Genomic DNA, 24659 nt, shown 5'->3' with positions numbered 1-24659 from the left:
CTACAATGGCCATGCCTGCGGCTCGGACGGTCAGTATTTGTATTTCAAGAAGACGCCCAGGCTGCGAGGCTGATTGTAGATCACCTGATCAAACCCCAGGCTATCGATCGGCGACATGCTGACCACCCAGTCCTCATCGAAGACGTTCCGGGCGAAGACTCCGGCTTCCAGTCCCGTTGCGTCGGCGCGCCAGCTGATCTGGCCCCCGGTGTTCCACACGCCGTCCTGCGACAGCCGCTCACGGTTGGAGTTGTCGAAATAGACCTTGGACGAATAGGTGGTGTTCAGATTGACCATCACCTCGTCGCCTGAGGCCAGCGGCCACGTATAGGTGGCGGAGGCGTTGAAGGTGACCTTGGGCGACTGGGGCAGCCAGTTCCCGCCATAGTCCTCGCCCTCCGAGACGAACTCATCATATTTGGCGTGAAGCAGCGACACGCCGGCCGACAAATCGAGGTTGTCGATCGGGATCAGGCTAGCCTCGATTTCCGCTCCGTAGATCGTCGAGTTCCCGGCGTTGTCCAGCACCTGAACCGTCAGCCCGTTGCGCAGCACCTGGGCGAAAACCTGCTGGTCCTTGTAGTCATAGAAGAAGGCGGACGTGTTCAGCCGCGCTCGCCGATTCCAGAACTGGCCCTTGAAGCCGACTTCGTAGGCGTCGAGCTGTTCATTGTCGTAGGGTTCGAGCTGTTCCACCGTCGTGGCCAGGCCGCCGAAGAAGCCGCCGCTCTTAAAGCCGCGATTATAGGTGGCGTAGAGGTTGGCCTCGTCGCTCAGCTCATAACGCAGCCCCAGCCGACCAGACCAGGCCGAGAAGCTCTTGCTTGCCTGGTAGGTGAGGATAGTGGCCAGCCCATATTCGATCTCGCTGCGATAATCGAAGTCGCGATCATCCGACGACCATCGCACGCCCGCAGTGCCGGTCAGCTTGTCGCTGAACTTGTAGTCGGCCTGACCGAACAGCGCGTAGCTCTTGGTCTTCTGGGTGTACGGATAGCCGAAAACGCCGACGCTGTTCTCGGGACTTAGGCCCAGCGGATTGTCGGGCGTGATGAACAGCGGGCGCAGGTCGCGCAGCACGTCCTGGGTCGAGTTGTCCTTGATCGTCTCGTCCATGAAATAGACGCCCAGCACCCATTTCAGATCGGCGGCGGGATCATTGCTTTGAACGCGCAGTTCCTGGCTGAAGGCTTCGGACTCGGACCTGTAGTTGATTTCGATCATCCGCAACGGGCTGACGTCCGTGTTCTCGAACGCGTTGCGCTTGGCGTTCTGATAGGCGGAGATGGCGACCAGATCCACGGCCCCCAGGGTCCAGTCCAACTGGATGGAGGCGCCGTTCAGCCGCACCTTATCCTTGCCCGCTTCAGGACCATAGTCGCCGGCCCGGATGTCATTGTCCGTGTCGGCATAGCCCAATAGATCCGTACACATGCCGCTTGAGTAGACGCCGGCCGCGCACAGACCGTCGGCGCCCGTCGCCTCGGCTGTGGCCGGAAACAGGGCGCGATGTTGCGGCGTGGTGGCGTCCCCGTGGTTCTCGAAATGATTGATCTGGGTCAGGACGCTGATGTCGCTGTTGGGCGTGTAGAGCAGCGACAGGCGACCGCCGTAGTATTCGACGGCGTTCAGATCCTCGCCGGTGACGCGATCATGCGTGTCGCCGTCACGGGACACATATTGGCCGGCCAGTCTGAAGGCGAGAACATCGTCGACTAACGGCCCTCCGAAGCCGCCTTCCAGATTGACCCCATTGTCGCTGGCGTACTCGGTCCGGACGTCTGCCGCCCAGTCGAACGTCGGGCGGTTGGTCGTGATGTTTATCGCGCCGCCATTGGTGTTGCGGCCGTAAAGCGTGCCCTGGGGACCGCGCAAAACCTCGACTTGAGCCAGGTCGTAGAAGCCCGACATCTGCGCCAGGGGCGAGCCGATATAGACCCCATCGACATAGATGCCGACGCCGCTCGACGCATTGGGATTGAAGTCGCTCAATCCCACGCCCCGGATATAGATCTTGGGGCTGGCGGCGGCGTCGCCGCTGGAAACCCGCAGTCCAGGCGCCAGATTGTTCAGGGCGAGGACGTTGTTGACGCCCTGAGCCTCAAGAGCTTCAGTGTTCAGGACGCTGATGGACACAGGTACGTCCTGCAACCGTTCGGATCGTTTCTGCGCCGTGACGACAATGTCGTCCACTCTCGGAGCGTCGTCTTTCAGCGGCGGCTCAGTTTGAGCCAAGGCGCCTCCCGCGATCATGGAGACGATAGAGACGGTTGTCAGAAAGTGGGTCTTCACGGCTAGGATCCCCAAACTGGCCCTGCGAAGCTGCACGACAATCGTGTGACCATGGAGAAGATAGTCAAGACTATTCTATATTCATCGCTACTATTTTTTGGGCTCTGAAGCGGATTCGACGCACACAAGCCACGTGTCGGATTGTGGCGAGCCTCCTTGCGGATCGGCGATCTGGTTGTCGATTGATGCCGGCGCGCGCATTCATGACTTGGCGCTGATAGGCGCCGCTGGTGAAGGCTGGGCCTATAGGCAGACGCGCTTCGCGCCTGTGGTCACAAGCGCGTCAAAGGCGATTTCAGGCCGCCCGCAGGTTTAACGCGCCGACCAATGGACTAATTTGGGGAGAAGAATGGTGGATGCGACAGGGATTGAACCTGTGACCCCCTCGGTGTGAACGAGGTGCTCTCCCGCTGAGCTACGCATCCATGCCTTGCGGAGGCGGCGACATAGCCCGGTCGTTCGCGCCGCGCAAGCGTCCGTTTCAGATTCCGGCGGCTTGCACGGCTTCCGGCGTCTCGGCCTCGGGATCGCCGGGCAGCCAGGCGACGTGACCGTTGTAGATGTCCTCGTCCAGAATGCCTTCCTCCTTGGCCACAAGCACAGGGACCAGCATTTGGCCGGTGACATTGGTCGCGGTGCGCATCATGTCGATGATCCGGTCGATGGCGACGATATAGCCGATGCCTTCCAGCGGCAGACCGGCGGTGGACAGGGTCAGGGTCAGCATGACGATAGAGGTGCCCGGCACGCCGGCCGTGCCCAAGGACCCCAGCACCGCCGTCAGGCCGATCAGGATGTACTGCGTCACTGTCAGATCGATCTGGAAGTACTGGGCGATGAAGATGGAGGCGATGGCCGGATAGATGGCCCCGCACCCGTCCATCTTCACATTGGCGCCCAGGGGCACGGCGAAGGCCGCATAGGCCTGGGGCACGCCCAGCCGCTCAACCGTCTGGCGAAGGGTGATCGGCAAAGTCCCGAGCGACGATGAGGTGGCGAAGGCCGTCTGCTGGGCGGCGAAGGCGCCGCGGAAGAAGCTGGTGACCTTCAGGCCGTGCACCTTCAGCAGCCCCGAATAGACCACCAGAATGTGGAACAGGCAGGCCGCATAGATGGCGCCGATGAACTTCAGCAGGGGCAGTAGCGCCTCCCAGCCATAGCCGCCGACGACCGAGCCAATAAGGCCGAACACGCCTAAGGGCGTCAGTTGGATCACCCAGCGGGTGATGCGGAAGATGACTGCAGCCCCCTCGTCCACCAGCCGCCGCACGCCCTGGGCCCGGTCGCCCAGCGCGACCAGAGCCATCCCTACCAAGGCCGAGAAGAAGATGATCTGCAGCACCTTGCCTTCGGCCAGGGCGGCGAAAGGATTGGTTGGCACCACCCCGATCAGCACCTCCAGCGGAGTCGGGATCACCCGCTCCTTGACCTCGCCAAGAGGCAGGTTCGACAGACCCACGCCGGGATTAATGATATGGCCGAAGGCGAAACCGACCAATACGGCTAACAGGGACGTGACGGCGAACCAGATGATGGTCCGCACGCCCAGCCGCACGGCCCCCGCTCCCTCCCCCAACTTTGCTATCGAACTGGCGATGGTGAACAAGACCAGAGGCGCCACCACCATGCGGATCAGGTTCAGATAGACGTCGCCGATCGGTTGGAGCCAGACCCCCGCCCGCTCGCGCAGAATCAGGCCCGCAATAACGCCCAGAGCCAGGCCGGCGAAGGTGCGTTGCCACAGGGGGATTTTGAAGAAACGGGCGAACATGGAAAGCGCTTTCGATGGGGTGCGCCAAACTGGCCATCGCGCCGGATATCCGCAACCGCGCAAGCACGGGTTCAGACCCCAGATTTACTGTCCGGCGCCCTCAGAATTTCAGCGCTCTCATCACATAGAAGTCGGACAGGACGCCGTCGATCGCCTCCTCAACATCCTCGAAGGCGTCGATCAGGACGTCGCCGCCCAGGGTATCGACGGGTACGGGCGTATAGCCGAAGGTCGTCAGAATACAGGGCATGCCTGCGTCCCGGGCCGCCTCGGCGTCCGGTGCTGCGTCTCCCACCATGATGGCCCGCTCTGGATCGCCGCCGCCCTTGACCACGGCCTCCTTCAGATGGGCGCCCGAAGGCTTTCGCGCGCTGACCCGATCCGGTCCGACAATGGCGGCGAAATGCCGGGTCAGGCCCAGCTTATCGAGCAGCAGTTCCGACAGATCCGACCGCTTGTTGGTCGCCACCACCAGGATGGCTCCGCGCTCCGTCAGGCGTTCCAACGTCTCGACCACCCCGTCAAATTCGCGAGACCCGTCCGCGATATGGGCGGCGTAGTCGACCAGGAACCGCTCAAACAGTTCCTCCGACTGGGCCCGCTCTACTGGCGCGCCCGCCGCCTCGAAGCCGTGGACTAGCAGCGCCCGTGCGCCAGATCCGATCAGGGTCTGGGCCGCGCTCATCGGGACAGGCGGCAGCCCCTCCTCAACCAGCAGGCGGTTCAGGGTTCCGACTAGGTCCGGAGCGGAATCGACCAGCGTCCCGTCCAGGTCGAAAGCGATGGTCCAGCCTTCAAGGTCGCGATCGGTCATGGTCACTCTCGTTTCGATTCGTCATAGCGCACCAAGCCTGAGGATGACGGAATGGCGGGGGCGCTGTAGACGGCGAACGACGACTAGACGCCGGAACGATTCATGACCAGCCAGACGCGCGCTCGCGCCGCCATCATTCTCGCCGCCGGCCAGGGTACGCGGATGAAGTCGCCCCTGCCCAAGGTGCTGCACCCCGTCGCCCATCGCGCCATGCTGGACCACGCCATTGATGCGGCGGTGGGGCTGAGCTGCGAGCGGATCGTCGTGGTGGTCGGAACTCATTCGCCCGAGGTCCGAGCCCATGTCGTCAAGCGTCTGGGCGAGGCGGCGATCGCGGTTCAGGATCCGCCCTTGGGTACGGGCCACGCCGTCCGTGCCGCCGAACAGGCGCTGACAGGTTTCGACGGCGATGTGGTGGTCACCTTTGGGGACGTGCCCCTGCTGAAGGCGGCGGATATCGCGCCGGTGTTTGCGGGCGAAGGCGTGACCGTGATCGGCTTCGAGGCGCGCGATCCCGGCGCCTATGGCCGTCTGATCATCGACGGCGATACCCTGACCGCCATTACGGAAGCCAAGGAGGCTTCAGCCGAGGTTCTGGCTGTCACCGCCTGCAACTCCGGCGTCATGGCCGCCCCCGCCGCCCTGCTCTTCTCGCTGCTGGCCGAGGTTCGCAACGACAACGCCAAGGGCGAATATTATCTGACCGACGTGGTGGAACTGGCCCGCAGGGCCGGTCACCCGACCCGGGTGGTTTTTGCCGCAGAGGATTCCGTCATGGGCGTGAATTCCCAGGCTGAACTCGCCCAGGCGGAGAGCCTGTTCCAGAGCGTCCAGCGCGAGACCTTCCTGGCCGCCGGCGTTACCATGAGCGCGCCCGACACCGTCCATTTCGCGTGGGACACTCAGGTCGGCGGCGGGACCGTGATCGAACCCTATGTCGTCTTCGGCCCCGGCGCTGTGATCGAAGGCGGAGCCCGGATTCGCAGCTTCAGCCATGTGGAGGGCGCCCACGTCGCCTCCGGCGCCGAGGTCGGGCCTTATGCCCGCCTGCGACCCGGCGCGGATCTGGCCGAGGGGGTCAAGGTCGGCAACTTCGTCGAGGTGAAGAATGTGAAGATGGCTGCCGGGGCCAAGGCCAATCACCTGGCCTATCTGGGCGACGGCTCAGTCGGCGCGGCCGCAAACATCGGGGCCGGGACCATCTTCTGCAACTATGACGGCTTCAACAAGGCCCGGACCGAGATCGGCGCCCGCGCCTTTATAGGCTCGAACTCCAGCCTGGTGGCGCCGGTCTCGGTCGGCGCCGGGGCTATCGTCGCCTCGGGCTCCGTGATCACGGAGGACGTGCCGGAGAACGCCCTGGCCTTTGGTCGTACCCGCCAAACCCTCAAGCCGGACGCCGGCGCCGCCTTCCGCGAGAAGGCCAAAGCCAAGAAGGATGCGGCGAAGGCCGCCAAGCAGAAATGAGCGACCTACAGAAGAAGAACGCCGGTGAAGCCGCCGCCGCCCATGTCGAGGCCGGCATGGTGGTCGGCCTGGGCACTGGCTCCACCGCCGCCTGGTTCGTCAAGGCGCTGGCGGCGCGCGGCCTGTCGGGTCTGCGCTGCGTCCCGACCTCGGAGAAGACCGCCGACCTGGCGCGTGAACTGGGCCTGACCCTGTCGACCCTGGAGGACACGCCCCGCATCGACCTTACGGTCGACGGCGCCGACGAGGTCGGTCCCGGCCTGGCCTTGATCAAGGGCGGCGGTGCGGCCCTGCTGCGCGAGAAACTGGTGTGGGAGGCGTCCAGCCGGTGCATCGTCATCGCCGACGCCGCCAAGGTGGTGCCGGTGCTGGGGACCTTCCCCCTGCCGATCGAGGTGGTCGCCTTCGGACACAAGACCACGGCCAATCGCATAGCCGACGTCCTGATCGACCACGACATCAGCCAGCCTGCCCGCGTCCGCCAGGCGGATCGAGGCTTGGTGCGGACCGACGGCGGCAACCTGATCTATGACGCAGGTTGCAAGGCCATCCACGATCCGGTTCGTCTCGCCGACGATCTGAAACTGATAACCGGCGTGGTCGAACACGGACTGTTCCTAGATCTGGCGGATCTTGCGATCATCGGCACAGACGCGGGCGTCGAGACGATCACACCCTGACGATTGAGATTCCACCGCAGCGATGTGGTCCACCCGCGTGCCTTGCCCCAAAGCATAGCGGCGCCTAAGTCCGGCGTCCTGAATCCGGCTTGACCGGGACTGATTCCAAACGATTCAGGCGTGATCCTCGCATCTGAACGGAGTGCACCATGGCCGATTACGACTACGACCTCTTCGTTATCGGCGCCGGCTCCGGCGGGGTCCGAGCGGCGCGTCTCACCGCCCTCGGCGGCAAGAAGGTCGCGGTGGCTGAAGAGTATCGCGTCGGGGGCACCTGCGTGATCCGCGGCTGCGTGCCCAAGAAGTTCATGGTCATGGCGTCCGAGGTCAGCCACGCCCTGGAGATCGCCGAAGGCTACGGTTGGTCGTTCGACAATGCGAAGTTCGATTGGCCGACCTTCCTGGAAGCCAAGGATGTCGAAATCGCCCGCCTGTCCGGCATCTACGCCGCCAATCTGGGCAAGGCCGGGGTGGAGTTGGTTCATGGCCGCGCCGTGCTGAAGGACGCCCATACGGTCGAGATCATCGGCAAGAACCAGACATTCACCGCCGAGAAGATCCTGATCGCCACCGGCGGCCGTCCGTGGAAGCCTGAAAGCCTGCCGGGCATTGAACACGCCATCACCTCGGAGGAAGCCTTCCATCTGCCGCAACTGCCCAAGCGAATCCTGATCGCGGGCGGCGGCTATATTGCGGTGGAATTCGCCGGCATCTTTGCAGGCCTGGGCGTCGAAACGACCCTGATCTATCGCGGCCCCAACATCCTGCGGGGCTTCGACGACGACGTGCGCGCCCACTTGGCCGGCGAAATCGAAAAGCGCGGGATCAAGGTGGTCCTGGGTTGTCAGCACGAGAAGATCGAGAAGACAGCGACCGGCCTGGTGAACCACCTCGAAAACGGCATGAAGCTGGAGACCGACGTGGTGATGTTCGCCACCGGCCGGATCCCTCATGTGAAGGACCTGGGCCTGGAGGCGGCCGGCGTCGAGCTCAACGATGAAGGCGCGATCAAGGTCGATCCCTATTCCAAGACGACCGCAGACAACATCTGGGCCATCGGGGACGTCACCGACCGGATGAACCTGACGCCCGTCGCCATCCGTGAGGCGGTCGCCTTCCATCAGACCGTCTATCGCGACAATCCCCAGCATTTCGACTACGAGGCCGTGGCGACCGCCGTCTTCAGCCAGCCGCCGGTCGGGGTGGTCGGCTTGTCCGAGTCGGAGGCCCGCCGTTCGTGCTCGGCTGGGGTCGATGTCTATGTGACCCGGTTCCGACCGATGAAATACGCCTTCACCGGCTCGGAAGAACGCGTGCTGATGAAGTTGGTGGTCGATGCCCAAAGCCAGCGGGTTGTAGGCGTCCACATCGTCGGCCCGGACAGCCCGGAGATGATCCAATTGGCCGCCATCGCCGTGAAGGCCGGCCTGACCAAAGCCCAGTGGGACGCGACCTGCGCCGTTCACCCCACCATGGCGGAGGAACTGGTTACGCTGAAGGAGAAGCAGTCGGGCGCGACGTCGGCGGGGTGACGGCCGGCTTGCTGATAAGGTGCGGCCGTTCGCGGAACATCTCGATCAGGTCGAGTCGCCCCGCCTCCGGAACCGCCGTCGCGGCGGGACCGTCGTTGCGGAACTGCATCAGCTGGGTTTCGCCGTCCTCGGCCAGGGGCCATTCCGGCCGTCCGACCCCATTTGGGTCGCCTGATCTGGCGAAAGCAGTCCAGTAGCGGGTCATCGCCTCTGAGGCCGCGCGATCCGCGTCCCGCACCGGATAAGGCAGCAACGGCAGCGTCCCGAACACATAGGGGCGTTCGATGGCGTGGGTGGCGCCGCCGTGCGGCTCTGGATTGTCCGGCGAGGAGACGTCGAACCGGTACAGATAGGCCGGATGTCCCGCCGCCGTGTGCAACCGCGCCAGTCGTCGCGCAGGCTCGGTGAAGACGGCGTCGGTGATGAAGCCCCGGTCGAAGCCCGCCTCTCCGCCATAGGCCGCCGTGATCATGGCCCGCTCCAGCCAGGTCATGTCGTCGTCGATCATGCCGTAGCCGTTGCGGTCCGTGGGTTTCATCCACCAGAATTCGGCGCTGTTGGTCCCGATCATCATCGGAACGGGCGCCTGCCTTCCGGCGCGGAAAGCGGCCTCGACGGTCGAGGTCAGAATCCGGCCGTCGATCAGGCTCAAGTCGCCATTGGCGAAGACGGGTGCAGGGGTCAGAAGTTGCTCCACCGGGGCGGCGCGTAGGTCCGCTGCTGTGAGGAGATTGTGTCCATGGGCCCAGACCTCGCCCCGCTCGCGCGCCGACGGAAGATCATAGGCGCCGCGACGGTCCAGCGGCGTTTGCAGCTCGCGGCCCAGACCCGACTGGACGACCGCCCTTTCAAACAGGCCCCGCGCCGGCGGTGAAATCATCATCCGGGTCACGATGGCCCCGCCGGCCGACTCGCCGAAGATGGTCACATTGGCCGGATCACCGCCAAAGGCGGCAATATTGGCCCGGACCCATTTCAAGGCGGCGATGACATCCATCAGGCCGTAGTTGCCCGCCGCCTCCTCCGACGGCCGCTCCGCCGCCAAGGCCGGGTGATCGAAGAAGCCCAGACGGCCGAGGCGATAGTTCAGCGTCACCACCACCATCCCCTGTCGCGCCAGATGGGCGCCGTCATAGAGGGCGGCGGTGCCTGATCCATTGACCAGTCCGCCGCCGTGGATCCACACCATGACCGGGGCCGGATCGATCACGTCCAGAGGGCGCCAGACGTTCAGGTTCAGACAGTCCTCGCTCATCGGCAACGGGCCGACGCCGGGATCGCCCTGCGGTGTCGCCTGGATGCAGATGGCGCCATAGGTCGTAGCGTCTCGTTGGCCTTCCCAGCGCGGAGCCTCGCCCGGTGGCCGCCAGCGCTGTTCTGCGACCGGAGGTGCGGCATAGGGGATATTCTTGAATGAGGCGACGGTGTCCTCAGTCCGGCCGGCCAGGGCGCCTTGCGCCAATTGGACGACAGGCTGATCCACCGGCGGCTGATCTGTCGGTTGAGCCATCATAAGGGAGAGGGTGGCCAAGGCGCCTACGAAAGTCATGCCCCGTCCTTAGCAAATTCTCCCAACAGGCCAACGACGAACGAATAATGAGGGAAATTCTGTGTTCGGTAGCGAACCCTTTCCCCAATTGCGCATTCTAGCTTCGCTAAGGTTGGGGCTTCGATTGAATACACAGAAAAGAACGCGCGCCTCACTTGCAGAGGCGGCGAGCGCCTTTGAGGCCTCGCCCAATCCCTATCTTCTGCTGACTCCGGACCTGCGCATCGTCGAGATGAACCAGGCCTATATCGATGTCACGGGCGCGCGCCGCGACGAGATCTTAGGCCACTCGCTCTTCACCGCATTCGATTCCGGCCCGGGCGAAGATGCGCCCGAAAACGTGCGGCAGGTGAAAGCCTCTTTGGAAAAGGCGCGCGATACGCGCCAACGCGACCACCTTGCAGTCGTCCGCTACGCCATGCCACGAGTGCGTGAAGACGGAAGCGAGGTGTTCGAAGAGCGGATCTGGAGCGCGACACATACGCCGTTGATGAATGCAGAGGGCGAGGTCGTCCTTCTTCTCCAACATACGATGGACGTCACCGACCTGTCTCCGGCGGTGCGGGCAGACGAACCGACGACTGCGTTGGACGCGCTGATCGGCGGGTCGGTTCTCCGTCGCGCTCAATCCGTACAGGAGGACAACCGGCGGCTGGAGACGGAACGTAACCGTCTGGTTGAGATGTTCATGCAGGCGCCGGGATTCGTCGCCATTCTGACTGGGCCCGATCACCGTTTCCAAATGCACAATCAAGCCTACGGCCAGTTGATCGGTCATCGGGACATAGCGGGAAAGCCGCTCCGCGAGGCCCTGCCGGAACTGGCCGGTCAAGGCTATTACGAGTTCCTGGACGCGGTGTTCGAAACCGGCGAGGCCTATGAGGGACGAGAAAGCCAGGCGCTGCTGCAGCGGACGCCCGGCGGTCCGCTGGAGACCCTGTATCTCAACTTCATCTACCAGCCGATTCGGGACGAAGGGGGCGCCGTCGTCGGCGTCTTTGTCCAGGGTCACGACGTCACAGAGAACGTAAAAGCCGCTAGACTACAGAAGCTTATGATTGATGAGCTTAACCATCGCGTAAAGAACACCCTCGCTACGGTCCAGTCCATCGCTATTCAGACGGCGCGATCCCACAGCGACCCGGCCAGTTTCGCCTCGACCTTCCAATCCCGCATTTTGGCCTTGTCTCACACCCATGATCTCCTGACTCTCAGCCACTGGGAGGGCGCCGATCTACAGGCCATCCTAATGCACGAAACGGAGGCGTTTGGGCCTAGTCGTATCAGTCTGAACGGTCCCGTGACCGGCCTGATGCCGGCTACGGCCTTGTCCCTCGGCATGATTTTCCACGAGTTGGCGACCAACGCCGCGAAATACGGCGCCCTTTCAGGGCCTGACGGCCGCGTCCTGATCGATTGGAACCTTAAGGACCAACCGGAACGAATTCTCAAGCTGACCTGGCGGGAAATCGGCGGTCCGAAAGTTACGCTACCGGACAGAAGAGGTTTCGGTAGTCGATTGATTGAACGAAACATTCGCCATGATCTGGCGGGCGAGATCGATCTGGTTTACGCCAGCGATGGATTGATTGCGGAACTGACGGTTCCACTCGACAGGACGCATGCCCAATGACCCAACCCTTGAACGGCCGACGTGTCTTGGTGGTGGAGGACGAGTCGCTCGTCGCCATGCTGCTCGAGACCATCCTCGAAGACATGGAGTGCATCACCATCGGTCCAGCGTCGAACATCGACGAAGGCGAGGCCATGGCGCGTGACACAATCGATCTCGACGCCGCCTTGCTGGATGTCAATGTGGCGGGCCGGCAGGTCTTCCCGGTCGCGGAGGCCTTGAGAGCCCGCGGCGTGCCCTTCGTCTTTTCGACCGGATATGGCGAAGGCGGCCTGCCGGAGGAATGGCGGGGCTCCGCCACTGTACAGAAGCCCTTCACCGAGGCGGCGATCCGGGACGCCCTGATGAAGGCTATGGGCGTCGCCCAGGTCTAGGCTTCAAATCGGCGAGGATCGCCCTTGCGGCGTTGTGCCCCGGCGCCCCAGTGACGCCTCCCCCGGGGTGGGCCCCTGATCCGCAGAGATAGAGACCCGGTATCGGCATTCGGTAGTCGGCATGGCCCAAAACCGGACGAGCGCTGAACAGTTGGTCCAGGCTCAGTCGGCCGTGGAATATGTCGCCTCGGACAAGACCGAACTGGCGCTCCAGATCCCGAGGCCCCAGTGCCACACGCCCGAGTACTGACGCCTTGAAGCCCGGCGCATGCGCATCGACCGTATCGATCATAAGATCGGCGACCGTGTCGCGATGCGCATCCTCCAGGTCGGGCGAGACATGTTGACAGAACAGGCTCGCCACATGGGCGCCGGCCTGCGCTAGACTGTCGTCCAGCGTCGAGGGGATCAGCATCTCTACGATCGGCTTCGACGACCAGCCGTTCAGCCGGGCCTCGGCATAGGCGCGATCCATATAGCCCAGACTGGGTGCGATGATGATGCCCGCCGTCAGATGATCGCCGGGTTCAGGCAGGACGGTGAACTTCGGCAGTTCCGAAAGCGCGACATTCATTCTGAATGTGCCTGATCCAGAGGCGTATCGTCCCATCCGCTCCATGAAGTCCCTCGGAGCCGCCGAGGGGGCGAGCAGTGTGTCGAACAACAGGCGTGGGTGCAGGTTGGAGACCACGGCTTTGGCGCGCACCACGGCGCCGTCCCGGGTTACCGCGCCGACCGCTCGCCCTTTCTCGATCAGAACCTCTGTGACGGCGGTGTCCAGCCGCACCTCGACACCCTGTTCAGCGCAGGCCGACGCCATAGCCTGCGTGATCGCCCCCATTCCGCCCAGGGCGTGGCCCCAGACGCCCCTCCTGCCGTTCAACTCGCCAAACACATGGTGCAGCAGCACATAGGCCGAACCGGGCGTGTAGGGACTGGCGTAGTTCCCCACCACGCTGTCGAACCCGAACAAGGCCTTGATCGGATCGCTTTCGAACCAGCCATCCAGCCAGTCGCCCGCCGACTTGGTGAACAGGTCCAGCAGGTCGCGGCGCCCTGTCTGGTCTAGCCCGGCCATGCGACGCCCCAGACTTCCCGCCTTCAGCATCTCCGGCAGGGCCGCCGACCAACCGCCCTCGACCATGTTCGGCGGCGTTTTCAGAGTCAGATCCCGCAACAGGGCCGCTATCGTCTCCAGTCGAGCCTCATACGCGGCCAGCCGCTCGGCGTCCTGCGGCGAGAATTTCGCGACTTCTGCCCGCGTTTTACCCGGGCCCGCCGCGAGATAGCGCCCATCGTCCAACGGCAAGAAGTTCGACATCCGCCGCTCGACCATCTTCAAACCATGGCGCGGCAGATCCATGTCGGCGATGACGCCGGGACTGAGCAGGCTGACGGTGTAACTGGCGGTCGAGTTGCGAAATCCAGGATGGAAGGTCTCGGTCACCGCCGCGCCCCCGACAACCGAGCGGCGCTCCAGCACCGTCACCTTCAATCCCCTTCGAGCGAGATAGAAGGCGCAGACCAATCCGTTGTGGCCTCCACCCAGAATGACGACGTCGGTTTCTGTCCTGGCCATGGCCCCTCTCTGACCAAGCCATAGCACCGTTCGCCTGTTCAGCCAGCGCCCGAGCGCCGTGGCGCAAACCAACCGTTTTCTGATCGTTGGACCGCTCCCGAAACCGCCAGGGCGGCCAGCGTGTGCTCAATCGTCCGTCGCTGGCGAACCCCGCCCACGTCAAAACCTGTAGCCAGATCCTCCGGTCGCATCGGTACGCCTGATCGACGCAAGCTTGTCAGTAGAGCGGCGGCCAGTCGGCCTGGGTCCTCTGGCAGACGCGGCAGAACCGCTTCGGCGGCGAGCATGGCTTCGACCTGGGCGGGCGCCGACGGAGCTCGCACCCGTCCGGTCTGATAGGTCGGACGAATGAACCGGACCTGTCCCTGCGCCTCCTCCGCCGCCCGTGCCTGATTGAGCTCGCCCAGCCGCCTCGCCGTGTCGGCGTCGCACAGGTCAATGGACCAGCCATAGGCTTCGGCCGTGACCCGGTCGATCATGCGGTGAATCTGGCCGAGGATGCCGATGCGACCTGCTTCGTGAACCGCGCGGTCGACCGCGCTCATCACCATCGGATCGCCGAGGCGCGCCCGTGCATTATAAAGGCCAGTCATCGTCAGGTCGGCATGCTCGGCCAACACACTCGCCCTCGTCGCGTCTAGTTCCTCGCCCAGCGCCCTCAGCTCCGCCGCCTGTGCTGGCGTCAGATCGGGAAACGGGAAGCGGTCGAAACAGACGCCTTTTACATAGACGGCCTCGCGTCTGTACTCGCCGATCCGCCCGGCGTGGGCCGCGAACCATGCGCGATGCTGGCGGGACGACAGTATGGCCAGGACGGCGGGATCATCGCTGGCGATGACCACCAGCTTGTTATCCGGCAGAACGGCAGAATCGAGAAAGCGAAACCAGCGGTGTTTGGCCGTCTCGACGGTGACGATGTATCGGTCGAGCCCTTCCAACGCCGCTCTGAGATCCCGACGAGGTTCACCGAAGGTCCACCAGTTTTCCCGGTAGGAAGTGCGGTTGTTACGGTCACGCTCAGGCTTAACGCTCTCCAAAAGATGCTGGTAGATCAAGGGGTGGCGACGCCGCGCCTCGGCTTCGTCCCAGCCGAACAGATCGATCGCCAGGAGATCACGCGCCCGATCCGCCAGATCTCGTCCATTACGGTAGTTGCGAAGTGGGGACTGGGCGCCCGGTTCGGATGCCTCGAGCAAGGCCCGGCCTTGCGCCGGGGTGACAAGAAATCCGGCTCCCATCAACTGAACGCCACGATACGCAAGCGCCGTGTTGGCCTTCAAATCGACGGCCTGGGTCACCCCTGAATCGATCATCAGATCAGCACCGATGACGCCTTCCCTTTCGCGAAAGCTTAGCTTCGGCAGATCAGTGTGAAGATCTTGCTCGTCGACGATTTCCAGCCACCGCCCGCGGTCGTCAGGCTCGCCGCGTTCAGCGACAGACATGGCGATCCGCACATCGGCGCGTCCGACGCCCGTGACCCAAGGATGATCGGGAATGGCGAAGACTATGCGGATTGGTGATCGGCGCGTCAGATGATGCTCGATCACCCGCCGTGAGAAGGTCTGGGTTACCGAGTTGGTCGTGATAAAGCCGAACCGCCTGAGGATCGATCCCTCGCGGGTCAGGATTTCCGCCGCTCGATCCCACCACGCCGTCACAATGTCCGCCGAACGGAACCGTCCGCCTCTGACCCTGTCCAAGGCGTCGACATAGCCGTCGCCCAGCTCCACACGCAGATCCTTGCCGGCTATGAAGGGCGGATTGCCGACAATGAAATGCGCCTCCGGCCAAGGCGTGGGGTAAGGGTCGACATAGTGTTCGACCTCTCGCTCGGCTGCCCCGTCCGTCAATCGCCCAACGGGCCGCGTAATCACCCGCCCTTGTGTGTCACGGGCCAGTTCTAGGCGCGAGCAACTAACCAGGGCGTCCGTTCGAACGACGCGTTGGAAATCCTTTAGGATCGGCTCCGACGGCTTGGCTTCCCCGAACAGATGGAAATGCCATTGCAAGTAGCCGATCCACATCACCATTTCTGCGATCCAGGCGGCGTAGGCATTCTTTTCCAGTCCATAGAATTGTTCCGGACTGACGACGTGGCCCTCGATGCCCAACTGCCCCTGGGTCTCGCCCATCTCGCTGAGGACCCCCAGAACCTCGCCCTCGAGCTCCTTGATCATCCGCATGGCGACGTAGAGAAAATTACCTGTGCCGCAGGCGGGGTCCAAGACCCGGACACGACAGAGCTGATCATGAAAGGCGCGGACCATACGCCGCGCGCCCACGACGTTGCCTTCTAGATGACGGCCGATGGCCTGGGCCTCGACCGCTTCCCAGTCGGCGCGCAAGGGCTCCATGATCGTCGGCTCGAGCAGCCGCTCGACGTAGGCGCGCGGTGTATAATGAGCTCCCAGCTCCGCCCGCTCAGATGGATCCAGCGCCTGTTCCAGCAAGGCGCCGAAGATGGCTGGCTCCACGAGGCTCCAATCACATTTCGAGGCCTCGATCAGGGCCGCCAGCTCCCCCTCAGTGATCGGCATCGGATCGACCACCTTGAACAGCCCGCCATTAAATTGGCGGATACGCCGTTGGGTCGCCAGACAATGGCCGCCCCTATCCATAGCGCTGAAAAACACTCGAGCCGCATCGTGGAACCGGTTCGCTTTTCCGCGATAGGACTCGAGGAAGCCCTGAAAGCCCCGCTCGTCGATCAGCCCGACGCTATCGGCGAACATGGCGAAGATGCACTGCATGACGAATAGCGCGATCCGCCCCGCCCTCGCCGCCCGCGCCGCTTGATCGTCCGCCGGCTGCGACTGCCTTTGGCGGATGGATCGGACCAACAAGGCCAGACGCGCGGCGATGTCCATGGTGACTTCCGCCACCCGGGCTGCGGGATTCAGCGACATCGGATCTGTCCAGACCCGACGCAACCGTTCACGCACCTCCGGCTGGCGCAACTGGTCCAGTTCGATGCGGTAAGTCGCGCGATCCGGAAACTGCGCATAGGCCTTGCCCTGTCGCGCAAAGTCGGACCACAGCTCTATGGCGCGTCCGACATCGACCACGATCAGAAACGGCGGCCATTCGTCGAGCGCCTTGGCGTAGTTCTCCGCTTGTCGCTTCGCCGCCCGCATCAACCGATCAAGGGCGTCCGGCGAAGGCGCCCGGCCCTTGCGTGACGGATGGACGAACCGGGCGAGTTGCACCATTGGATCTAGTGGCCCGCCGTCCCGCCGTTTCAGCGACTGCTTCGCCTCCAAGACGAAACAGCCCCGCTTGGCGCAGTCGATATAGCCGGGATGGCTGACCCCATCTTCGTGGACGAACCGGACCGGCCTTTCGAAACAATAGTCGAGGTCTCCCATACGCTCGTCGTCCGGCGCCGGGGCGCCGATGAGACGGCAGAGCTGGATGATGAAGGTCTGGTACTGAGCCCGCTCGCTGATCGGAACTTGAGCCCAGTGAGCGATGAAGGCGTCGACATCGTGGGATTGCTTTCCGACCATGAAAGCAACCTAAGGTTATTTCTCGGACAGATGCAATCTAGGATCGTATTCCAGAGATCCAACGCGCGTGCAGCATCGGCTTGCCCAGCCAGTAGGCCAGTTCTGCGGGCCGCGAGATGTCCCAGGCTGCCAGGTCAGCCGCTCGACCCGCCTGCAGCACGCCCGCCTGGTCCTGCAACCCCAGCGCCCGCGCCGCTTCGCGCGTCGCCCCAGCCAGAGCCTCCTCCGGCGTCAGGCGAAACTGCACGCAGGCCAGGTTCAGGGCGTCGGTCATGGAGACGACGGGCGAGGTTCCCGGATTGCAGTCGGTGGCGACGGCGATGCGCACCCCATGGGCCCGCAGTAGATCGACCGGCGGGGCCTGGGTCTCTCGCAGCATAAAGAAGGCGCCGGGCAGCAGGACCGCGACTACGCCGGCCTTGGCCATGGCCGCCACGCCAGCCCCCGTCACATACTCAATATGATCGGCTGACAGGGCCCTGTAGCGGGCCGCCAGTTCCGCCCCGCCGCCGTCCGACAGCTGGTCGGCGTGCAGCTTGAGCGGCAATCCCAACGCCTGCGCTCGATCAAACAGGCGCGAAACCTCCTCGCGCGAAAAAGCGATAGGCTCACAGTAGGCGTCCACCGCATCGACCAAGCCCTCGGCGTGGGCGGCGGGGAGCATGTCATTTATGGCCTTGTCGATATAAGCACTACGGTCCGACCTGTACTCCGGCGGCACGGCGTGCAGACCAAGATAGGTGGTGCACACGCGGACCCCGCCCTCGCGACCGATGCGCTTCGCGACTCGCAGCATCTTCAACTCGGACTCGCGGTCTAGGCCATAGCCGGACTTGATCTCGACCGTCGTTACCCCAGTCGCCTTCAGCCCCTCAAGCCGAACCCTGGCCGAAAGGAACAGATCCTCCTCGGACGCGGCGCGTGTGGCCTGAACAGACGCGACAATGCCGCCGCCCGCGCGTGCGATATCCTCATAGGTCGCCCCGCCCAGCCTCTGCTCGAACTCGCCCGACCGGTCACCTCCGAAGACCAGATGGGTGTGGCAATCGATCAACCCCGGCGTCAACCAGCGTCCATCCAAACGCTCAATCGTTTCAGCCTGGACCGGGGGAAGGTCAGCCCGCGGGCCGATCCAGGTGATCCGCCCGTCCGCGATGACCACGGCGGCGTCTTTGATCGCGCCGTAAGGAACATCGCTCTCCGCCATGGTGGCGGCATGACAATCGATCAGCAGACAGTCAGCCTTCATCAAACCTGATCCTTTGCATGAACAGAGGAAAACAAGGCGACAAGATCATAGCGATCGCCAGGAAAGATCTGGCGAACCCGCGTCACTCCTTGTCCGTCGCGCCACGTTCGCCGTTCGACGCACAGACAGGCGGCGCCCGTGCGGATCTGTAGCAGACGCGCTGAAGCTCTGTCTGCTTCAACGGCGCCGATCCGGTTCTCCGCCTGAGTCCAGGGCTCTGAGTCCAGAAGCCAGGTTCCGGGCGGGATGGATTGAAAGTCCATGTGTTCAGCCTGGGGCGCGGCCGTGAGCGCGATCAGCCGGTGTTCCAGAGCCAGGGGGATAGAATCCGCACTGTGCAGGCATGTGAGCGCCAGCAGGCCTCTCCCGGCCGCAAGTTCGGCCTCGTCTGGATTCCGGGGTGACCGAACGAGGCGTTCTAGCAGCTGATAATCATAGACTTGCCGGCGGTCATTGACCTCAGCTCTTAGATCAGGAATGGCGAGAAAGGCGGCGTGGGCCTTGGGCTGGGCGACGAAGGTGCCTGCACGCCGCCTGCGCACCACCAATCCCCTGCCTGCCAGTTCGGACAAGGCTTTAGACACGGTCGCTCGCGAACAGCTGTAATGATGCGTCAGTTCGTGCTCGAACGGAATCCGATCACCGGGGGCCAGTTCTCCCGACAGGATTTGCGCTTCCAGATCGGTAAAGATCCGTCGGTGGAGAGCATCCGCCGTCATGCCATGACGACCTTCAAAGCCGCACGGCACCGCGCCTCCAGGGCGTCGCGGGCCACATGTCGCCCCTCGCGCACGACTTCCCGACCCGCGCGCCAGACCGAGGCGATCGATCCGGTCGGGGCGCCGAAAATCCAGCTGTCCAGCAGCGCGTCGCCTGAACGGCCGGCGAAGGCGAACCGGCGCGTGTTCAAAGAGATGATGTCTGCGGCCTGCCCCACTGCCAGACCGGCCGAAGCTCCACCGGCCTGCGCCCCGCCCACCAGAGCGCGCTCGAAGAGGGCGCGTCCCGTCGAACGCGCCGAGTCCGCTGTCAGGGCGCGTCCCCGCAGGCTCAGGCGTTGGCTGTACTCCAGCATCCGCAACTCTTCCGCCAGTCCAATCTGTACATTGGAATCAGTGCCGACACCGAACCGTCCCCCGGCCTGCACATAGGCCGCCGCCGGAAAGACCCCGTCGCCCAGATTGGCCTCGGTGATCGGGCAAAGGCCGACGACGGCGCCGCGCGCGACGACCGCGCGCCACTCGGCTTCGTTCACATGGGTGGCGTGAATTAGGCACCATTGATCATCGACTGGCGCGTGGTTCAGCAGCCACTCGACAGGACGAGCGCCGGACCAGGCCAGACAATCCTCGACCTCTTTGGTCTGTTCCGCCACATGGATATGGATCGGTCCGCCCTGCGCCAAACCGGGCAGAAGCGCCAGTTGGTCGGCGCTGACGGCGCGCAGGCTGTGGGGCGCCACCCCGAACCGGGCGTCGCCCATGTCGGCCGTCAGGCGACTGCAGGCCGCCGCCAAGTCGGCGAACCGGTCCAGATCCGTGATGAACCGCCTCTGTCCCTGAACCGGCGGCAGAGCCCCGAACCCGGAATGAGCGTAAAACACCGGCAGCAAGGTAAGGGCAATCCCGCTGGCCGCGGCGGCCGCCACGATCCGGCCCGCGATCTCGCTGTGGTCCGCGTAGCCCGCGCCGGCAGGGTCGTTATGCAAATAGTGGAACTCGGTCACGCGGGTGAAGCCGCCTTCCAGCATCTCCGCGAAGGCTAGAGCGGTGATGGCCTCGATCTCGTCAGGGCCGCCCCGGTCGAGGAAGCGGTACATCAGCTCACGCCACGTCCAGAAGTCGTCGTCGGAAGGTCCGCGCGCCTCGGTCAGGCCGGCCATGGCGCGTTGAAATGCGTGGCTGTGAACATTGGTGACGCCAGGCAGGCCGACGCCGCCGCCCGCGTCTGCAGCCGCCCGACCGACGCCTCTCTCAATGGATACAATCCGTCCCGATCTGACGCCGATACGCACATCTTTCGCCCAGCCGTCCGGCAGAAGGGCAGCTTCGAACCAGAGGGCGAGGTCCACAGTTTCCGGCGCTGGGCTCACTGGACAGGTCCATCTTGTTGCGATCAATATGTCTAGACATAAACCTAGCGGTTTGATTTGGCGAGGGAGGCTCAGATGACCGACGACTGGCTGACCATCGAGGAAGGCTCTGCGCCCCTGGTGATCGGTCTGCCGCACACGGGGACCGACATCCCTGACGCCATTCTGGCCCGGATGACCTCGCCCTGGCTGGCGCGCAAGGACGCGGACTGGTGGGTGGACCGCCTCTACAGCTTCGCAATCGATATGGGGGCGACGGTCGTGCGCACCGGCGTCTCTCGCAGCGTCATCGATGTCAACCGCGACCCGTCAGGCGCTTCCCTCTATCCTGGCATGACGACGACCGGCCTCTGCCCGACCGAGACCTTCGACGGCGAGGCCCTGTATCGCCTCGGCCAGACGCCCGACGCGGCCGAGATCGCCGAGCGGCGCGCGACCTGGTTCGATCCCTATCACGCGGCGCTTCAGACCCAGATCGACCGGCTGCGTTCACAGGGACCGGTTGTCTTATATGACGCCCATTCGATCCGCTCGGTCGTGCCCCGTCTGTTCGACGGCGAACTGCCGCAGTTCAATATCGGCGACAATGACGGCGCCGCCTGCGCGCCCGGCCTCACCCGTGCGGTGGAGGCCGCCTGCGCGGCCAGCGGCGACAGTCTGGTCGTCAATGGCCGCTTCAAGGGCGGCTGGACCACTCGTCACTATGGCCGACCCGAGACCGGCGTCCACGCCATCCAGATGGAGTTGGCGGACCGGGGCTATATCGTCGATCCGCCCGGGCCGGTAACGCCGGACAACTGGCCGAGCCCCTACGAGTCCGAGCGCGCCGAGCCCATGCGTCGCCATCTGCGGCGCATCCTGACCGCCTGTATCGCCTTCGCACAGACCGCACCTTGAGAGGCCAACCGGTGACCGCCCGATGAACACGCCCAATGCTCGCATCGTCCGCAGCCCGCGCGGTCCGGAAAAGACCGCCAAGACCTGGGTCGCCGAGGCGGCCATGCGCATGCTGATGAACAATCTCGATCCCGAGGTCGCCGAGCGGCCACAGGACCTGGTCGTCTATGGCGGCATCGGCAAGGCGGCGCGCGACTGGCCCGCCTTCGACCGGATCGTCGAGACCTTGAAGACGCTGGAGGCGGATGAGACCCTGCTGGTGCAGTCGGGCAAGCCGGTCGGCGTCTTTCGCACCCATGCCGACGCGCCCCGTGTCCTGATCGCCAATTCCAATCTGGTGCCGAAGTGGGCGACCTGGGAACATTTCTCAGAACTCGATCGCAAGGGCTTGATGATGTACGGCCAAATGACGGCCGGGTCGTGGATCTACATCGGCACCCAGGGCATAGTTCAGGGCACCTACGAGACCTTCATGGAGGCGGGTCGCCAGCACCACAGCGGCGACTGGGCCGGCAAATGGATCCTGACCGCCGGTCTAGGCGGCATGGGCGGCGCCCAAACCCTTGCGGCGACCATGGCGGGGGCGTCCTGCCTGGCGGTCGAATGCCAGCGCAGCCGGATCGAGATGCGGCTCAAGACCCGCTACCTCGACGTCATGGCCGATACGCTCGACGAGGCCCTGGCCCTGATCGAAACGGCCAATGAAACCAAAAAGCCGATATCGATCGGGCTGTTAGGCAATGCTGCGGACGTGCTGCCTGAGATGGTGCGTCGGGGCGTCCGGCCCGATCTGGTCACCGACCAAACCAGCGCCCACGATCTGGTCAACGGCTATCTGCCCTCAGGGTGGACCGTGGCCGAATGGGAAGATCGGCGGGTCAGCGATCCCGCCTCGGTCTCGGCCGCCGCTCGAACCTCCATCGTCGACCATGTCCAGGCCATGCTGGACTTCCAGACTGCGGGCGTGCCCGTCGTCGACTACGGCAACAATATCCGACAGGTCGCCTTCGACGAGGGCGTGGCGAAAGCCTTCGACTTCCCCGGTTTCGTGCCCGCCTATATCCGCCCTCTGTTCTGCCGCGGGATCGGACCCTTCCGTTGGGCGGCCCTGACCGGCGATCCGGACGATATCCGCAAGACTGACGCGGCCATGAAACGGCTGTTCCCGGAAAACGCGGGCCTGCATCGCTGGCTCGACATGGCCGGTGAGCGGATTGCATTTCAGGGACTTCCGGCTCGTATCTGCTGGATCGGATTGGGTGATCGCCACCGCGCCGGCCTGATGTTCAACGAGATGGTGGCCTCAGGTGAACTGTCCGGCCCCATCGTCATCGGTCGCGACCATCTCGACTCCGGCTCGGTCGCCAGTCCGAACCGTGAGACCGAGGCCATGTTGGACGGGTCGGACGCCGTGTCCGACTGGCCTTTACTGAACGCCCTGCTGAACACGGCCTCGGGCGCCAGCTGGGTGTCCTTGCACCACGGCGGCGGCGTCGGCATGGGCTATTCCCAGCATTCGGGCGTGGTCATCGTCGCCGACGGCACGCCCGAGGCCGCGCGTCGGTTGGAGCGGGTGTTGTGGAACGACCCCGCCACAGGCGTCATGCGTCACGCCGACGCCGGCTACGAGATCGCGCGCGCCGCAGCCCGCGAGCACGGCCTGAACCTTCCCAGCCTCAAGGTCTGAGCCATGATCCAGATCGACATCGGCCAATCCCCGCTGACCCTCGCCCAGTTGCGCGCCGTGCTGGACGGCCCGGTGACGGTCACAATCACCCCCGCCGCCTGGGCCGATGTCGACAGGGGGGCGGCTGTCGTCGCCGCCATCGTGGCCGAGGGCCGCACTGTCTATGGGATCAACACCGGCTTCGGCCTGCTGGCCAATACCTCCATTGCGCCTGAGGACCTGGAGACGCTGCAGCGGAACCTGGTGCTCAGCCACGCCTGCGGAGTCGGGCCGCTGCTGCCCGACGCCGTAACGCGGCTGCTGATGGTGCTGAAGATCGCCAGCCTTTCGCGCGGCGCCTCGGGCATCCGCCGTCAGACGTTGGAGGCCCTGGTCGCCCTGGTGAACGGCGACGTCCTGCCCTGTATCCCGTCCAAGGGCTCTGTCGGCGCCTCGGGCGATCTCGCGCCCCTGGCCCATATGAGCTGCGTGCTGATTGGCGTCGGCCAGGCCCACGTAAGGGGCGAAGTCTTTGAGGCCGAGGCGGCCCTGGGTCAGGTCGGACTGACGCCCCTGACCTTGGGGCCGAAGGAAGGCCTTGCCTTGTTGAACGGCACCCAGTGTTCGACCGCACTGGCCCTGGCCGGTCTGTTCGCTACCGAGGCGGTGTTCGCTGCGGGTCTGGCGGCCGGCGCCCTGTCGGTCGATGCGCTGAAGGGGTCCGACGCGCCGTTCGACCCTCGCATTCATGCCCTGCGCGGCCAACCCGGCCAGATCGCCGTCGCGGCGCAGCTGCGCGAACTGATGACGGGTTCGGCCATTCGCGACAGTCACCGCGACGACTGCGCCAAGGTGCAGGACCCCTATTCCCTGCGCTGCCAGCCTCAGGTCATGGGGGCGATCCTGGACATTCTGACCGCCTCGGCTGCGACCCTGGCGCGCGAAGCCAACGCTGTCACCGACAACCCCCTGGTCTTCATCGAGGACGGCGACGTCATATCAGGCGGCAATTTTCACGCTGAACCCGTTGCTTTTGCAGCAGATCAGATCGCTATGGCCTTGTGCGAAATCGGCAATATCTCCGAACGCCGCACCGCCATTCTGGTCGATCCGAAGATGAGCGAACTGCCGGCCTTCCTGGTCAGGGAGAGCGGTCTGAATTCGGGCTTCATGATCGCCCAGGTCACGGCGGCCGCCCTGGTCGCCGAAAACCGCATGGTCGCCCATCCGTGCAGCATCGACACTGTCCCGACCAGCGCCAACCAGGAGGACCATGTCTCCATGGCGACTCACGGGGCGCGCCGTCTGCTCGACATGGCCGAGAACACAGCGACCGTCGTGGGCATCGAACTGCTGGCGGCCGCCCAGGGGCTGGAGTTCCATCGTCCCCTGACCAGTTCGCCGGCTCTGGAACAGGTTCTGTCCATCGTTCGGCAAGCCGCCGCCCCCTACGCCAGCGATCACTATTTCGCCCCGGACATCGCCAGGGCGACGGACGGAGTGCGAGCGGGACTTTATCGCCGGTTCGCGGAGGACCTGCTGCCCTCCGCCTGAC

17 protein-coding genes and 1 tRNA gene are annotated in these 24659 nt (G+C 64.4%); 8 read left to right on the top strand and 10 right to left on the bottom strand.

What is annotated here, in order from left to right; translation table 11 throughout:
- Positions 1–30 precede the first annotated feature (30 nt).
- From PKE72_RS14895 to PKE72_RS14880, 4 genes are all read right to left on the bottom strand, one after another.
- Positions 31–2292, bottom strand: coding sequence for a TonB-dependent receptor (locus PKE72_RS14895; RefSeq protein ID WP_271166157.1), 2262 nt, complete (start codon positions 2290–2292; stop codon positions 31–33).
- A gap of 350 nt (positions 2293–2642) precedes the next feature.
- Positions 2643–2717 (bottom strand) — tRNA-Val (locus PKE72_RS14890).
- Positions 2718–2773: 56 nt separating this feature from the next.
- Positions 2774–4063 carry a dicarboxylate/amino acid:cation symporter gene (locus tag PKE72_RS14885; protein ID WP_271166156.1) on the bottom strand — a complete coding sequence of 430 codons (1290 nt, stop codon included), beginning with the start codon at positions 4061–4063 and terminating at the stop codon, positions 2774–2776.
- Between the two features lie 100 nt (positions 4064–4163).
- Positions 4164–4877 carry an HAD-IA family hydrolase gene (locus tag PKE72_RS14880; RefSeq protein WP_271166155.1) on the bottom strand — a complete coding sequence of 238 codons (714 nt, stop codon included), beginning with the start codon at positions 4875–4877 and terminating at the stop codon, positions 4164–4166.
- Between the two features lie 102 nt (positions 4878–4979).
- Here PKE72_RS14880 and glmU point away from each other — a divergent pair, with 102 nt between their 5' ends.
- The 3 genes from glmU (at position 4980) to gor (ending at position 8556) form a co-directional block, all read left to right on the top strand.
- Complete coding sequence (gene glmU, locus PKE72_RS14875; protein ID WP_271166154.1) at positions 4980–6344, top strand: bifunctional UDP-N-acetylglucosamine diphosphorylase/glucosamine-1-phosphate N-acetyltransferase GlmU; 1365 nt, start codon at positions 4980–4982, stop codon at positions 6342–6344.
- Positions 6341–7024, top strand: coding sequence for a ribose-5-phosphate isomerase RpiA (gene rpiA / locus PKE72_RS14870; RefSeq protein WP_271166153.1), 684 nt, complete (start codon positions 6341–6343; stop codon positions 7022–7024). The genes glmU and rpiA overlap by 4 nt, the downstream gene beginning before the upstream one ends.
- 149 nt (positions 7025–7173) lie before the next feature.
- Positions 7174–8556 carry a glutathione-disulfide reductase gene (gene gor / locus PKE72_RS14865; protein WP_271166152.1) on the top strand — a complete coding sequence of 461 codons (1383 nt, stop codon included), beginning with the start codon at positions 7174–7176 and terminating at the stop codon, positions 8554–8556.
- Here gor and PKE72_RS14860 read toward each other — a convergent pair.
- Entirely contained in the window at positions 8513–10105 is a 1593-nt protein-coding gene (locus PKE72_RS14860) for a carboxylesterase/lipase family protein (RefSeq protein ID WP_271166151.1), read from the bottom strand. The two genes, gor and PKE72_RS14860, sit on opposite strands and share 44 nt — an antisense overlap.
- Positions 10106–10166: 61 nt before the next feature.
- Here PKE72_RS14860 and PKE72_RS14855 point away from each other — a divergent pair, with 61 nt between their 5' ends.
- Both PKE72_RS14855 and PKE72_RS14850 read left to right on the top strand, forming a co-directional pair.
- Entirely contained in the window at positions 10167–11738 is a 1572-nt protein-coding gene (locus PKE72_RS14855; protein ID WP_271166150.1) for a sensor histidine kinase, read from the top strand.
- Positions 11735–12112 carry a response regulator gene (locus PKE72_RS14850; protein WP_271166149.1) on the top strand — a complete coding sequence of 126 codons (378 nt, stop codon included), beginning with the start codon at positions 11735–11737 and terminating at the stop codon, positions 12110–12112. Before PKE72_RS14855 ends, PKE72_RS14850 begins: the two co-directional genes overlap by 4 nt.
- On the opposite strand, the gene PKE72_RS14845 is transcribed toward PKE72_RS14850, so the two are convergent.
- Genes PKE72_RS14845 through PKE72_RS14825 form a run of 5 tightly spaced genes read right to left on the bottom strand, consistent with a single transcriptional unit; the run spans position 12090 to position 20541 of the window.
- Complete coding sequence (locus tag PKE72_RS14845) at positions 12090–13691, bottom strand: phytoene desaturase family protein (protein WP_271166148.1); 1602 nt, start codon at positions 13689–13691, stop codon at positions 12090–12092. The genes PKE72_RS14850 and PKE72_RS14845 overlap by 23 nt on opposite strands.
- Before the next feature lie 38 nt (positions 13692–13729).
- Positions 13730–17200: a class I SAM-dependent DNA methyltransferase gene (locus PKE72_RS14840; protein ID WP_271166147.1), complete on the bottom strand. Its 3471-nt coding sequence runs from the start codon at positions 17198–17200 to the stop codon at positions 13730–13732.
- Positions 17201–17237: 37 nt separating this feature from the next.
- The gene (gene hutI / locus PKE72_RS14835) at positions 17238–18449 is read right to left on the bottom strand and encodes an imidazolonepropionase (RefSeq protein ID WP_271166146.1); all 1212 of its coding nucleotides are present in this window, start codon (positions 18447–18449) and stop codon (positions 17238–17240) included.
- Positions 18449–19168 carry a histidine utilization transcriptional repressor HutC gene (gene hutC, locus PKE72_RS14830; protein ID WP_271166145.1) on the bottom strand — a complete coding sequence of 240 codons (720 nt, stop codon included), beginning with the start codon at positions 19166–19168 and terminating at the stop codon, positions 18449–18451. The genes hutI and hutC overlap by 1 nt, the downstream gene beginning before the upstream one ends.
- On the bottom strand, positions 19165–20541 hold the full coding sequence (locus PKE72_RS14825) for a formimidoylglutamate deiminase (RefSeq protein WP_271166144.1): 1377 nt from the start codon (positions 20539–20541) through the stop codon (positions 19165–19167). Before PKE72_RS14825 ends, hutC begins: the two co-directional genes overlap by 4 nt.
- 75 nt (positions 20542–20616) lie before the next feature.
- Here PKE72_RS14825 and hutG point away from each other — a divergent pair, with 75 nt between their 5' ends.
- From hutG to hutH, 3 genes are read left to right on the top strand one after another with little or no spacing between them, the layout of a single operon-like run.
- A complete protein-coding gene (gene hutG, locus PKE72_RS14820; RefSeq protein ID WP_271166143.1) occupies positions 20617–21438 on the top strand; it encodes an N-formylglutamate deformylase in 822 nt (273 codons plus the stop codon).
- A gap of 22 nt (positions 21439–21460) precedes the next feature.
- Positions 21461–23125, top strand: coding sequence for a urocanate hydratase (gene hutU / locus PKE72_RS14815; protein ID WP_271166142.1), 1665 nt, complete (start codon positions 21461–21463; stop codon positions 23123–23125).
- A gap of 3 nt (positions 23126–23128) precedes the next feature.
- The gene (gene hutH / locus PKE72_RS14810; protein WP_271166141.1) at positions 23129–24658 is read left to right on the top strand and encodes a histidine ammonia-lyase; all 1530 of its coding nucleotides are present in this window, start codon (positions 23129–23131) and stop codon (positions 24656–24658) included.
- Position 24659 lies beyond the last annotated feature (1 nt).

The organism is Brevundimonas intermedia, assembly GCF_027922165.1.
In the GTDB taxonomy this organism is placed as follows: Bacteria; Pseudomonadota; Alphaproteobacteria; order Caulobacterales; family Caulobacteraceae; genus Brevundimonas; species Brevundimonas intermedia.
The sequence above is the reverse complement of the archived record's forward strand: the minus strand, read 5'-3'. Positions and strand labels throughout refer to the sequence as shown.